The organism is Streptomyces sp. GL_148 (assembly GCF_057834205.1).
Map to the genome: position 1 here is coordinate 3,462,760 of NZ_CM174396.1, position 12,665 is coordinate 3,475,424.

The 12,665-nt window shown below is 72.4% G+C and carries 10 protein-coding genes; 1 reads left to right on the plus strand and 9 read right to left on the minus strand.

Translation table 11 applies throughout. The features are described from left to right. Window positions 1-20: 20 nt before the first annotated feature. Together AC3IYI_RS15700 and AC3IYI_RS15705 are read right to left on the minus strand one after the other, a co-directional pair. Window positions 21-1,286: an ATP-binding protein gene (locus tag AC3IYI_RS15700; RefSeq protein WP_489410760.1), complete on the minus strand. Its 1,266-nt coding sequence runs from the start codon at window positions 1,284-1,286 to the stop codon at window positions 21-23. 58 nt (window positions 1,287-1,344) lie between these two features. After that, window positions 1,345-2,022, minus strand: coding sequence for a response regulator transcription factor (locus tag AC3IYI_RS15705; RefSeq protein WP_243335168.1), 678 nt, complete (start codon window positions 2,020-2,022; stop codon window positions 1,345-1,347). A gap of 493 nt (window positions 2,023-2,515) precedes the next feature. Between AC3IYI_RS15705 and AC3IYI_RS15710 the strand changes: the two genes are divergently transcribed. Then, entirely contained in the window at window positions 2,516-4,012 is a 1,497-nt protein-coding gene (locus AC3IYI_RS15710; RefSeq protein WP_489410761.1) for a peptide MFS transporter, read from the plus strand. A 94-nt stretch (window positions 4,013-4,106) separates the two neighbouring features. Here the strand turns inward: AC3IYI_RS15710 and AC3IYI_RS15715 are convergent, their stop codons facing one another. The 7 genes from AC3IYI_RS15715 to AC3IYI_RS15745 form a co-directional block, all read right to left on the minus strand. Beyond that, window positions 4,107-5,426 (minus strand): hypothetical protein, encoded by a 1,320-nt coding sequence (locus AC3IYI_RS15715; RefSeq protein ID WP_489410762.1) that lies wholly within the window; start codon window positions 5,424-5,426, stop codon window positions 4,107-4,109. Further along, a complete protein-coding gene (locus tag AC3IYI_RS15720) occupies window positions 5,423-6,532 on the minus strand; it encodes a neocarzinostatin apoprotein domain-containing protein (protein WP_489411545.1) in 1,110 nt (369 codons plus the stop codon). The genes AC3IYI_RS15715 and AC3IYI_RS15720 overlap by 4 nt, the downstream gene beginning before the upstream one ends. Before the next feature lie 89 nt (window positions 6,533-6,621). Next, window positions 6,622-7,671 carry a COG1470 family protein gene (locus AC3IYI_RS15725; protein ID WP_489410763.1) on the minus strand — a complete coding sequence of 350 codons (1,050 nt, stop codon included), beginning with the start codon at window positions 7,669-7,671 and terminating at the stop codon, window positions 6,622-6,624. 17 nt (window positions 7,672-7,688) lie between these two features. Next, window positions 7,689-8,411: an LPXTG cell wall anchor domain-containing protein gene (locus tag AC3IYI_RS15730; RefSeq protein ID WP_489410764.1), complete on the minus strand. Its 723-nt coding sequence runs from the start codon at window positions 8,409-8,411 to the stop codon at window positions 7,689-7,691. Between the two features lie 231 nt (window positions 8,412-8,642). Then, entirely contained in the window at window positions 8,643-9,821 is a 1,179-nt protein-coding gene (hutI, locus tag AC3IYI_RS15735) for an imidazolonepropionase (protein WP_489410765.1), read from the minus strand. 277 nt (window positions 9,822-10,098) lie between these two features. Continuing rightward, entirely contained in the window at window positions 10,099-11,457 is a 1,359-nt protein-coding gene (locus AC3IYI_RS15740; protein ID WP_489410766.1) for a formimidoylglutamate deiminase, read from the minus strand. Beyond that, a complete protein-coding gene (locus AC3IYI_RS15745; RefSeq protein WP_489411546.1) occupies window positions 11,448-12,638 on the minus strand; it encodes an allantoate amidohydrolase in 1,191 nt (396 codons plus the stop codon). Before AC3IYI_RS15745 ends, AC3IYI_RS15740 begins: the two co-directional genes overlap by 10 nt. Window positions 12,639-12,665: the final 27 nt, after the last annotated feature.

The window sequence follows — 12,665 nt, forward strand, 5'->3', positions numbered from 1 at the left end:
TGCTCTCGACGGACGTCTCCTCAGCGGACCGTCTGCTCCGGTTCGGAGCGCTCGGGCGCGGTCCGGCTGAGGAACAGGGCGAACACCGGCGGCCGGGTCTGGAGCAGTTCCAGGCGGCCGCCGTCGGCCTCCGCGAGGTCCCGGGCCACGGCGAGGCCGATGCCGGTGGAGTTGCGGCCGCTGATGGCCCGCTCGAAGATCCGGTTGCCGAGGTCCGGCGGGACGCCCGGCCCCTCGTCCGTGACCTCCAGTACGGCCTGGTTGCCGATGACACGGGTGCGCAGCGCCACGGTGCCGCCGCCGTGCATGAGGGAGTTCTCCACCAGGGTCGCCAGGACCTGCGAGACGGCGCCCGGGGTGCCCACGGCGCGGATGCCGGTCTTCCCGGAGCGGACGACGGCCCGGCCGGCGCTGCGGTAGGCGGGTCGCCACTCCTCCAGCTGCTGTTTGACGATCTCGTCCAGGTCGAAGGGGACGGCGGAGCCCGTGCGCGGGTCCCTCGAGTTCGTCAGGAGCCGCTGGACCACGTCCGTGAGCCGTTCCACCTGGGTGAGGGCGATCGTCGCCTCCTCGCGTACGGTCTCCAGGTCGTCGGTGACGGTGATCTCCTCCAGCCGCATCGACAGGGCGGTGAGCGGGGTGCGCAGTTGGTGCGAGGCGTCCGCGGCCAGGCGCCGCTCGGCGGTGAGCATGCGGCCGATCCGCTCGGCGCTGGAGTCCAGTACGTCCGCGACCCGGTCCAGCTCGGGGACCCCGTACCGCTTGTGGCGGGGGCGCGGGTCGCCCGATCCGAGGCGCTCGGCCGTCTCGGCGAGGTCGGTCAGCGGGGAGGCCAGCCGGTTGGCCTGGCGTACGGCGAGCAGGACGGCCGCCACGACGGCGAGCAGGGCGACGGCGCCGACCACGGCCAGGGTCCGGCCGACCTCGCGGGTCACGGTGGAGCGGGACTCCTCGACGACCACGGTCTCGCCCTGCTCCCCGCGGGCGGTGCCCCGGATGACGCTGTCGGTGATCCGCGTCCCGATCTCGACGGGCTCCCGGCCCGGGATCGTGATCCGGGCGTACCGGCCGGGGTCGAGCTGTTCGGCGAGTGCGCCGGGGTCGACCGGCTTCTTCTCCAGGACGTCGCTCTCGACGATGCCCACCAGCCGCAGCGCCTCGGACTCGATGCGGTCCTGGGCGCTGCTGGTGATGGTGCGGGTCTCGACGATGACGAGGGAGACCCCGAAGACGGCGATGACGACGAGCACCACGGCGAGCGTGGAGTTGATCAGACGGCGGCGCATGGCTCCGAGGGTGCCCTAGATGTGCGGTCCGGGGTGGTCGGGGTGGTGCGGGGCGGTTTCAGCTCTTCTCGAAGCGGAAGCCGACTCCACGGACCGTGGCGATGTAGCGGGGGTTGGCCGCGTCGTCGCCGAGCTTCTTGCGCAGCCAGGAGATGTGCATGTCGAGGGTCTTGGTGGAGGACCACCAGGTGGTGTCCCAGACCTCGCGCATGAGCTGGTCGCGGGTGACGACCCGGCCGGCGTCGCGGACGAGGACCCGCAGCAGGTCGAACTCCTTCGCCGTGAGCTGGAGCTCCTCCTCACCCATCCACGCGCGGTGCGATTCGACGTCGATGCGCACCCCGTGGGTGGCGGGGGCCTGGGAGGCCTCGGTGGCGCCGCGCCGCAGCAGGGCCCGGACGCGGGCGAGCAGCTCGGCGAGCCGGAAGGGTTTGGTCACGTAGTCGTCGGCGCCGGCGTCCAGGCCCACGACCGTGTCGACCTCGTCGGCGCGGGCGGTCAGGACCAGGATCGGGAAGCCGTGGCCCTCGGCGCGCAGCCGGCGGGCGACCTCCAGACCGTCCATGCCCGGCAGGCCCAGGTCCAGGACGACGAGATCGATGCCGCCCTGCAGTCCCGCGTCCAGGGCGGTGGGGCCGTCCTCCCGGACCTCGACCTCGTACCCTTCCCGGCGCAGGGCGCGGGCCAGGGGTTCCGAGATGGATGCGTCGTCCTCGGCGAGCAGTACACGCGTCATGTGGGTGATGGTAGTCCGCGGCGGGGGAAAGAAGAGGCCTGCCTGCAGACCCCTGTCTATCTGGGCTCATGAACTACTAACGGCCTTCGAATGTACCCAGTTGGTTCCACTGCAACCTGTGATCCATATCTCAAGTGCTTTCATATGCGGCACTGTCGTGTCGTATGGTGTCGAGACGCCTGATGCACTACCTCCACGAGACTTTCGAGCGAAAACCAGCCGAAAGTCTCTATTTCTGCCCTGATCGGGCAGGCATTGTTGTCGGACGCCCGTTCCGGGCCGGATGACAGTGAATGACCTATGGGCCGGGCCCTTCGCGCGATGGAGCGCGACGGGCGTGGATCCCGGTTACGGATGTTCCTTTCGTCTTCGCCCCCGCGGAGCGAGACCCCCGGGCGTGGGGTCCGGAACACCCGCTGCCGGTACCGGCCACCCCTCCCCGGGCGCCGTTGAGCTCACGAAGCCGCGCGTCCCGAGCAAGCAAGGATCGACCATGGCTTCCAGCCTGACGAAGGACTCGGCCGGTACCTCGACCGAGAAGACCTTCCTCGGACACCCCAGCGGCCTCGCCTTCCTCTTCATGACGGAGATGTGGGAGCGCTACAGCTTCTACGGCATGCGCGCGCTCCTCGTGCTCTTCCTGGCCACCAACGTGGCCGACGGTGGTCTCGGGATGAACGACGCGACCGCGGTCGCGATCTACTCCGTCTACAACGCGATGGTCTACCTCCTCGCCCTCCCGGGCGGCTGGCTCGGTGACCGCGTGTGGGGCGCCCGCAAGGCCGTCGCCGTCGCCGGCGTCGTGATCATGACGGGTCACTTCCTGCTGGCGGTGCCCTCGTCCATCTCGTTCTTCATCGGCCTGGCGCTCATCGCCGCCGGTTCGGGTGTCCTCAAGGCCAACATCTCCACGATGGTCGGCCAGCTGTACACCGACAAGAACGACCCCCGCCGTGACGGCGGCTTCACGATCTTCTACATGGGCATCAACCTCGGTGCCTTCGTCGCGCCGCTGACCATCGGCTACGTCGGCCAGGAGATCAACTGGCACCTCGGCTTCGCCATGGCCGGTGTCGGCATGGCCCTGGGCCTCGCCTTCTACTTCTTCGGCTTCCGCCACCTGAACCCGGTCTCGAACCAGGTTCCGAGCCCGCTGAGCGCCGCCGAGAAGTCCTCCGTCCTCAAGAAGGGCCTGATCTGGCTCGGCGTCGCCGCCGCCGCCTACGCGATCATCGGCCTGGCCGGCATCTTCACGATCAACTACGCGCTGTGGCCGCTGACCATCGCCGGTCTGGTCCTGCCCGCCTGGGCGATCCTGCGCATCAAGCGCGACAAGGACCTCTCGGGTGTCGAGCGCTCGCGCATGTCGGCGTACGTCTGGTTCTTCGCCGCCGCCGCGATCTTCTGGGCGATCTACGACCAGACCGGCTCCACGCTGGCCCTGTTCGCGAAGGACAGCACGGACAGCACGCTGTTCGGCTTCAACTTCCCGGAGAGCTGGTTCCAGTCGCTCAACCCGCTGTTCGTGATGGCGCTCGCGCCCCTCTTCGCGATGCTGTGGGTGGCGCTGGCCCGTCGCTCCAAGGAGCCCACCACCCTCGCGAAGTTCTCCTTCGCGCTGGTCATGATCGGCGTCTCCTTCGGCGTCATGATGATCGCCCAGGGCCTGGCCACCGGTGACACGAAGGTCAGCCCGATGTGGCTGGTCGGCGTCTACTTCATCCAGACCGTCGGCGAGCTCACCCTCTCCCCGGTCGGCCTGTCGCTGACCACCAAGCTGGCGCCGCAGAAGTACGGCTCCCAGATGATGGGTGTCTTCTTCCTCGCGGTCACCGCCGGTGACTCCACGATCGCGCTGCTCCAGCTGCTCGGCGCCCCGACGGACACCCAGGGCTGGTTCGCCACCCAGGGCGTGCTCGCGGTCCTCGCCGGTATCGCGATCTACATGTACCGCAAGAAGGTCCAGCCCCTCATGGGCGGCGTGCACTGACGCACCCCCCGACAGGGCGAACGGCCCGGCACACCGCGAGGTGTGCCGGGCCGTTGCCGTTTCTGCGGGCCGCTGCTGTTCCTGCGGGGTGCCGTTACCGCTGGCCGCGCAGGCGGCGCCACGGGGTGAAGGTGAAGACGGCCGCGCCGAGCAGCATGACCGTGCCGGCGACCAGGGCCAGGGCCTTGATGCCGCCGTCGTCCGAGGCTCCGGTCTGGGCGAGGCCGCCCGAGGTGCTGCCGGAGGTGCTGCCCGAGGTGCCGGAGCCCGAGGTGCCGGAGCCGCCCGGCTGGGCGGCGGTGTCGAGCGTGAGCGACACCGCGCTGCTGGTCGCGACGCAGGGCACCACGATCGGCTTGGCACCCGGGGCCATGACCACGTTGATCGTCAGTTGGCCCGGGGTCAGCGTGGTCTTGCCGGTCTTGCCCGGCTTGTAGGTGCCCTTCATGTCACTGAGGCTGACCGGCGCGCCGCCCTTGATCGCCTCGGGGTTGCCCGGGCCGCTGACCTTGACGATGCCGCTGTCGGCGCCGCCGAGCTTGATGTCCATCGCGGGCTGGAGGGCCCCCGCCGGGAGGTCCATGGGGCTGTTCATCACGCCCTTGGCGGTCGTGGCGGTCAGGTCGTAGCTGCCGCCGTTCTTCTTCGCGTTGATCGTCACCTTGCCCTTCAGGGGGCCACCCTGGATGAAGGCCCCGCAGTCGAAGGTGACGTCGACGGTCTGGCCCGGGAAGTCGCTCTGGCCGCCGCCGGACGGGGACGGGGAGGGCGCGGGACTGGTGGGCGGCTGACTGGTGGGCGGTTGGCTGCTCGGCGGCGCGCTCGTCGGCGGTTGGCTGCTCGGCGGCGCGCTCGTCGGCGGCTTGCTGCTCGGCGGCGGGCTCGTCGGGGGCTGAGTGGGGCCGCCGACCGTGACGTCCAGTTCCAGGGACGGCTTCGGGCTGTTGCCCGGGGTGCACGTGGAGGTCGTCCCCATCGCCTTGATCAGCAGGACGCCGGCCGTGAAGGTGACCTTGCCGGACTTCTTGGGCGTGTACGTGCCCGACAGGTCGCTGATCTTGATGGGGGTGTTGGCCGGGATGGGTTCGGGGTTGGCCGGGCCGGTCACGTCGACCGCGCCGGTCTCCGCGCCGCCCAGGACGATCTTCGCGCTCGGGGTCATCGCGCCCGCGCCGAGCTCGATGGGGCTGGAGGAGACGCCCTTCTGGAAGGACATCGTCAGCTTGTACCCGCTGCCCTCCTTCACGGCCTTGATGTCGATCGGCGAGACCGCCGACTTGTCCCCGATCGGCGTCTTGCAGTCGTACTTCACGTCGACCACGTCCGCCTGAGCGGGCGTGGCCCCCATGGCGATGCCCGCGCCGCCGAGCAGCAGCGCGACCGCGGCCGCGCTCGCCCTCCGTTGGGTATTCACTGAGGTCCCTTCGTCGTCGGACTGTTCTCAGACGGTGCGGACGTCTGTGGTGCGGATGTTTCTGTTGTTTCTGTTTCCGGTGTCCCCGGCGCGCTGTCCGGGGTGAACCACGGCAGTACCGCCGTGGTGGTCTGTGGGGGTTCGGCCGCCGGTGCGGAGCGGGCCAGCGGTCCTCGTACGGGACCTCGCGCGGGCCCCCGTACCGCCGGGATCCGCGGCAGCCGGGCGGTCACCGCCGCCGCCGGGTCGGGCTGCGGGCGGTGGCCGCGGTGGCGGCCCGATTCCCGCGGGCGGACCTTGTCGACGACGGCCATGCCGATCCGGAAGATCCCGGCCGGGATCACCAGGAGGAGCAGGCCCCAGAACAGCAGCACCCCGTACGGGCGGGCGACGCCCCAGGGCTGCGTGGCCAGGACCGTCTCCCCGTACTTGAGGGAGAGGGCGTAGTCGCCGTGGGCGCCGGCCGTCAGGGTGGCGTCGAGGGAGATCTCCGCCTTGCCCCCGGGCGGGATGGTGCCCTTCCAGCGGACCTCTTCCCAGGTCGGCGCGAACACCCCCTGGGCGGTGCCGAGCTGGAAGACCGGGTCCTTGACCGCGGCGGAGCCGAGATTGCCGACGGTGACCGTGAACTTCCGGCCGGGCGGGGCCCCGAACCAGGTCAGCACCCCGTCCTCGCCCTTGAGCTGGACCCCGGTGAGCAGGGCGAGCCGGGCCGTGCCGCCCTCGGCGGGCAGGTCGGCCACCGGGTGGTCGGTGATCTTCAGCGGGGCCCCGACGGTGGACTGGTCGCCGTTGACGGAGGTCACGTTGACCACGCAGGGGCAGGGCTTGGGCGGGGCGACCACCGGGACCTGGGCGGAGAAGTGCCCGTCGTCGGCGACCGAGACGGCCACGCCGTCGGCGTTGGCGCAGCTGTTGGTGCCGCCGATCATGTTCTGTCCGCAGACCAGCAGCATCACCATGGTCTTGGGCCGCCAGCCCGTGCCGGTGACGGCTATCTCCGTGCCTTTGGCCGCTTCCTTGAGCGAGAGGGCCACGGCGGGTTTCACCCCGTCGTCCGCGGCGGCCGGGGCTGCCGCGGACAGCGCCAGCGCGCACGCCACCAGACCCGCCGTCAGACCTGCTGCCAGGCCCGCGCGTCCCGCCGCGACCAGGGCCCTGACCTTGCCGCCGTTTCTCCCACCGGCCTTGGCGCTCACCTGGGTGCTCCCGTCAACTCGTGTTCCGGCGCTGGGGCTTCTTCGGGTACGGCGCTCCCGTGCGGCGCGGGCCCGGACCCCGGTCCAGACCTGCCGGACCGGATCCGCCACTTGCGTTCGAGGAGCAGGGCGGCCGCCGCGACGGCGCCGAGGCCCAGCAGCCCGAGGCCGGTCGCACCCGCGATCCCCCAGGGCACGAACCAGGCCGAGGCGCTCCCCGTGGCGCGGGCGCCGCCGGGGGCCGTGACGGTGAGGGTCAGGGCGACCCGGTCGAACACGGGCGCGCCGGGCCAGGGTTCGGTCAGCTCCACGCGCTGGCCGGGCAGCACCTCGACCGGCAGCGTGCGGGCGCTGCGGCCCGCGACCTTGCCGAGGGCGCCCTCGGCGCGGATGACGAGCTCGGGGGCCAGGGCCACGTTGCCGCGGTTGACCAGGGTGTACGCGACGCGCGCGGTCGCGCCCTTGCCCCGTACGGAGACGTCCTCGACCGTGAGCGCCGCCAGCGCCGGGCCCCCGACGCGCAGGTGGACCCGTACGCCCACCTCACGGCCGGCCTCGGTGGCGACGACGGCGGCCGGGTGGTCGCCGGGCGGGGAGCCGGGCGGCACGGTGACGGTGAAGGGGACCACGGCGCGGGTGTGCGCCGGGACCTTGACCGTGGCACCCGCGCCGAAGCTGATCCAACGGCCCGCGCCGGTGGACTCCTTGTCCGAGCGCACCGCGAAGGCGCCGGCCGCCGTGTTGTAGGCGTCGGCGCCGCGCAGGGTGATGGTGTGCTCCTGGTCGCTGGTGTTGGCCAGGGCGAGGCGGTCCTCCAGCACCGTGCCGGAGGGACCCGCGACGTAGAAGTACGGGCGGGCGACGTACGGGCGGGCCCCGGCCTTCGCCGCCGCCGGGGCGCTCCCGGCGACGGGCTCGGCGGTCCAGCCGGGCCCGTCGGCGGCGGCCGGGGCCGCCATCGTGCAGGAGAGCACGGCGGCGGCCACGGCGGCGACGGTGGCGAGGAGCAGCCCGCCGGACCTTCGGGGCGAGTGGAGCACGGGCATGACCGGGTGCGCTCCGTTCAGGACCGGGCCCGCTGGCCGCGCCGGGTCAGCCAGAGCACGCCGGCGGCGCCGGAGAGGATCACGGTGGCACCGAGGGTGCCGAGGGCTATGGCGGAGTCCTCGGGGCCGGTCTGCGGGAGGCTGCCCCCGGTGGAGCCGGTGGAGCCGGTCGATCCGGTCGACCCGGTCGATCCGGTCGATCCGGTCGATCCGGTGGCGCTGCCGCCGCCGGGGGCCGTCACATCGAGTTCGAGGGACGGCCCCGGGCTGTTGCCCGGGGTGCAGGTGGTGGTGGTCCCCATCGCCTTGATCGTGAGAACGCCCGCGGTCAGGGTGACCTTGCCGGACTTCTTGGGCGTGTACGTGCCCGCGAGGTCGGTGATCTTGATGGGGGTGTTGGCCGGGATGGCCTCGGGGTTGGGCGGACCGGAGACCGGCACCGACACCTTCTCCGCGCCGCCGACCATGATCACGGCACTGGGCGTCATCGCGCCCTTGCCGAGCTCGATGGGGCTGGAGGAGACGCCCTTCTGGAAGGACATCGTCAGCTTGTACCCGTTGCCCTCCTTGACTCCCTTGATTTCGATCGGCGAGACCGCCGATTTGTCCCCGATGGGGGTCTTGCAGTCGTACTGGACGTCGACAACGGCCGCATGGGCTGCAGGGGCGGCCAGCAGTACCGCCGCCCCCGCCAGCGCGGAGGCCAGCGCGAGCGCGGTGGAGCGTTTCCGGTCGGACACCTTCGTCTTCCCCTCGAACCTTGGGCCACAAGTTACTGACGGCACATCAGATTGGTGGCTCAAGGTAGCCCCGGGGCCTTACGGAGGGAAGACAAAGGACAGCGCCGTATCAACAGCCCGTCCATAGGCCGTGCGCACGCCGTCCGCAGGCCGTCCTTAGGCCGTGCGCAGGCCGCCCCTAGGCCGCGATCCGCACCCGGGGCGGTCTGCGGCGTCCGGATTCCGGCTGTTTCAGGCCGTCTTGCGGCCCTTCTGCCAGACGGCCGAGACCAGCGGAACGCCCGGCCGGTAGGCGAGGTGGACGTGGCTGGGGGCGTCGAGCAGGGCCAGGTCCGCCCGGGCGCCGGGGGTGAGGGTGCCGATGTCGGAGCGGCGCAGGGCGCGGGCGCCGCCGGCGGTGGCGGACCACAGGGCCTCGTCCGGGGTCATCCCCATGTCACGGACGGCGAGGGCGATGCAGAACGGCATCGAACTCGTATAGGAGGAGCCCGGGTTGCAGTCGGTCGACAGCGCCACGGTGACGCCCGCGTCGAGGAGCCGACGGGCGTCGGGCCACTGCGCTCGGGTGGAGAACTCCGCGCCGGGCAGCAGGGTGGCGACGGTCGTCCCGGCCGCCTGGGCGAGGGCGTCCACGTCGGCGTCGGTGAGGTGGGTGCAGTGGTCGGCGGAGGCGGCCTCCAGCTCGACGGCGAGCTGCACGCCGGGGCCGTGGGAGAGCTGGTTGGCGTGGACGCGCGGGATCAGCCCGGCGGCGGCGCCGGCGGTGAGGATCGCCCGGGCCTGCTCGCCGTCGAAGGCGCCCTTCTCGCAGAACACGTCCACCCAGCGGGCGTACGGGGCACAGGCGGTCAGCATCTCGCCGGTGACCAGGTCCACGTAGGCGGCCGGGTCGTCGGCGTAGTCCGGGGAGACGATGTGCGCGCCGAGGTAGGTGACCTCCTCCGTGTGCGCGGAGGCGATGCGCAGTGCGCGTGCCTCGTCCTGGACCGTGAGGCCGTAGCCCGACTTGGTCTCGAAGGTGGTGGTGCCCTGGCGGCGGGCCTCGTGGAGGTGGCGCAGCAGGTTCGCCTCGAGCTCGGCGTCGGAGGCGGCGCGGGTGGCGGCGACGGTGGTGCGGATGCCTCCGGCGGAGTAGCTGTGGCCGGACATGCGGGCGTTGAACTCCGCGGTGCGGTCGCCCGCGAAGACGAGGTGGGAGTGGGAGTCGACGAAGCCGGGGATCGCGGCGCGGCCCTCGGCGTCGTACGCCGTGTCCGTGGCGGGGGCCTTGTCGGCGGGGCCGACCCAGGTGATCTGGTCGTCCTCGATGACGACTGCGGCGTTCTGGATCAGGCCGAGGGGGGTGCCGTCGCCCAGGGCGGGGTCGTTGGTGACGAGGCTGCCGATGTTGGTGATCGTGGTCGTGGACATGGTTCCTCGGGGTGGTCGGGACGGTTCGTTTCCCCACCCCACCCCGCCCCTTCCCGAAACCGGGGCCTGCGGCCCCGGCCCCCGCCGGGGCACGGGCTTCGCCCGGCCCCGTTCCGGGCGCTGCGCGCCCGGTGCGCTCAAACGCCGCGCGGGCTGGATTCGGGGGCGGAGCCCCCGCCCGGGTCCGGGGCGGAGCCCCGGGGGCGGGGGCCGGGGCCGCCAGGCCCCGGTTTCGGGAAGGGGCGGGGTGGGGGAAGGCCCGCCGCAGGCGGAGTCGTTAGCCGCGGAGGGCGGCGATGGTGGTGGCCAGGGCGGACGGGACGTCCTCGATCAGGGTGTGCGACCCGTCGCGGACGATGTGGCGGCCGCCCACCACCGTGTGGCGGACATCGGCGGCGGACGCCGCGAAGACGGCCGTCTCCGCGCCGAGGCGAGGCAGCGCGCCCGCCGTGCGGACGGAGTCCAGGGCGATGGTGGTGAAGTCCGCGAGCGCGCCCGCCTCCAGGCGTCCGGAATCGGACCAGCCGAGGGCCGCGTGCCCGTCTTCCGTGGCGGCGGTGAGCAGGGCGTTCGCCGTCCAGTGGCCCCGGGTCCGGCTGCTCAGGCGCTCGTTGAGCTCCATCGCCCGCGCCTCTTCGAGCAGGTCGATCACCGCATGGCTGTCGCTGCCCAGCGAGAGCGGGCTGCCCGCGCGCTGGAGGCGTACGGCCGGGCCGATGCCGTCGGCGAGGTCGCGTTCGGTGGTGGGGCACATGCAGGTGCCGGTGGTGGTGGAGCCCAGGAGGGCGATGTCCCCGTCGGTGAGGTGCGTGTTGTGCACCCCGGTGGTGCGCGGGCCGAGCACCCCGTGGTCGGCGAGCAGCTCGGTCGGGGTGCGGCCGTGGGCGGCCAGGCAGGCCTCGTTCTCGGCGGTCTGCTCCGAGAGGTGGACGTGGAGCGGAGCCCGGCGCTCCTCGGCCCAGCGGGCCACGGTGGCCAGTTGCCCCGCCGGTACGGCGCGGACCGAGTGGATCGCGGCGCCGATCAGGGCGTGTTCGCGGGGCTTGAGGGCCGAGACCCGCTCCGCCCAGGCGTCCGCGGTGCCGTCGGAGAAGCGCAGCTGGTGGGGCTCGGGGGCCTTCCCGCTGTGCTCATTCAAGATTCCCGAGGACAAGTACGCCGTGTCGAGGAGCGTGATGCGGATGCCGGCCTCGGCGGCGGCCGCGATCAGGGCCTCGCCCATGGCGTTGGGATCGGCGTACGGGGCTCCGCCCGGGGCGTGGTGGACGTAGTGGAACTCGCCCACCGCGGTGATGCCGGCCAGCGCCATCTCTGCGTAGACGGCCCGCGCGAGCGCGAAGTAGCTGTCGGGGGTGAGGTTCTGGGCGACCTTGTACATGAAGTCGCGCCAGGTCCAGAAGGTGCCGCTGCCGACCTGCACGGTGGAGCGCAGGGCCCGGTGGAAGGCGTGGCTGTGCGCGTTGGCCAGGCCCGGGACCGTCAGGCCGCGCAGGACCTCCGCTCCCGGGGGCGGGGTCTCGACCCCGGTCCGCAGGGCGGAGATCCGCCCGTCGTCCGTTCCTACGTCCAGGGCGACGCCCGGCTCGACATGGGTGCCGAGCCAGGCGTGCTCCAGCCAGTACGTCTTCAGCGGCACGCGAGGCCTTCCAGTACGTCGGCGAGGGCGAGGACGCCTGCCACGCAGTCGTCCTCGGCGGCGAACTCCCGCGGGGAGTGGGAGACCCCGGTGGGGTTGCGTACGAACAGCATGGCGGTCGGGACGGCCGCCGAGAGGATTCCGGCGTCGTGTCCCGCGCCCGTGCCGAGCACGGGGACGGAACCGCCGAGGATGCGGTTCATCTCCTCGCGCAGGGCGTGCTCGAACTCGACGACCGGGGTGAAGGACTCCCGGACCACGTCCAGGTCGATGCCCTCCTGGTCCGCGCGCTCGCGTGCGGCCTTCTCGATCGCGGTCACGACCGTGTCGAGGGTGGCCTGGTCGGCGGCGCGGGAGTCGAGCCAGCCGCGTACGAGGGACGGGATGGCGTTGACCCCGTTGGGCTCGACGGAGATCTTCCCGAAGGTGGCCACGGCCCCGGCGAGGGCCGCCTCGGCGCGGGCCGCGAGCACGGTCTGCGCGTAGGTGAGCATCGGGTCGCGGCGGTCGGCCAGCCGGGTGGTGCCGGCGTGGTTGGCCTCGCCCCGGAAGTCGAAGCGCCAGCGGCCGTGCGGCCAGATCGCGGAGGCGATGCCGACCCGGTCCCCGGACAGGTCGAGGGCGCGGCCCTGTTCCACGTGCAGTTCGACGAAGGCACCGATGCGGGCGAGGCGTTCGGGGTCGGCCCCGATGGTCTCGGGGTCGTAGCCGGCCGTCTCCATGGCGCGGGGCAGGCTGACGCCGTCCGCGTCGCGGAGCTCGTACGCCTTCTCCTTGGTCAGCTGCCCGGCGCTGAGGCGGGAGCCGACGCAGGCGAGGCCGAAGCGGGCCCCTTCCTCGTCGCCGAAGTTGGTGATGGCCAGGGGCCTGGAGAACTCCGCTCCCCTCCTGCGGAGTTCGTCCAGGGCCGCGAAGGAGGACACCACCCCGAGGGGGCCGTCGAAGGCCCCGCCGTCGGGGACGGAGTCCAGGTGGGAGCCGGTGACGACGGCGTCACCGGCCAGGGGGTCACCGAGCCAGGCCCACTGGTTGCCGTTGCGGTCGGTCTCGTAGGCGAGCCCGCGCGCTTGCGCTTGCGCTTGGAACCAGGTCCGGCAGTCGGCGTCGGCGCCCGTCCACGCGTAGCGGCGGTAGCCGCCGGAGTCCGCGTGGCGGCCGATGGGCCGGAGCTCGGCCCACATGGAGTGGAACGAGGCTCCGGCGGCGGC

Coding starts and splice junctions, on each gene's coding strand:
- hutI (WP_489410765.1), bottom strand. CDS start 9,821: ATGTCCACGACCACGATCACCAACATCGGCAGCCTCGTCACCAACGAC.
- AC3IYI_RS15710 (WP_489410761.1), top strand. CDS start 2,516: ATGGCTTCCAGCCTGACGAAGGACTCGGCCGGTACCTCGACCGAGAAG.
- AC3IYI_RS15745 (WP_489411546.1), bottom strand. CDS start 12,638: ATGTGGGCCGAGCTCCGGCCCATCGGCCGCCACGCGGACTCCGGCGGC.
- AC3IYI_RS15705 (WP_243335168.1), bottom strand. CDS start 2,022: ATGACGCGTGTACTGCTCGCCGAGGACGACGCATCCATCTCGGAACCC.
- AC3IYI_RS15725 (WP_489410763.1), bottom strand. CDS start 7,671: ATGCCCGTGCTCCACTCGCCCCGAAGGTCCGGCGGGCTGCTCCTCGCC.
- AC3IYI_RS15700 (WP_489410760.1), bottom strand. CDS start 1,286: ATGCGCCGCCGTCTGATCAACTCCACGCTCGCCGTGGTGCTCGTCGTC.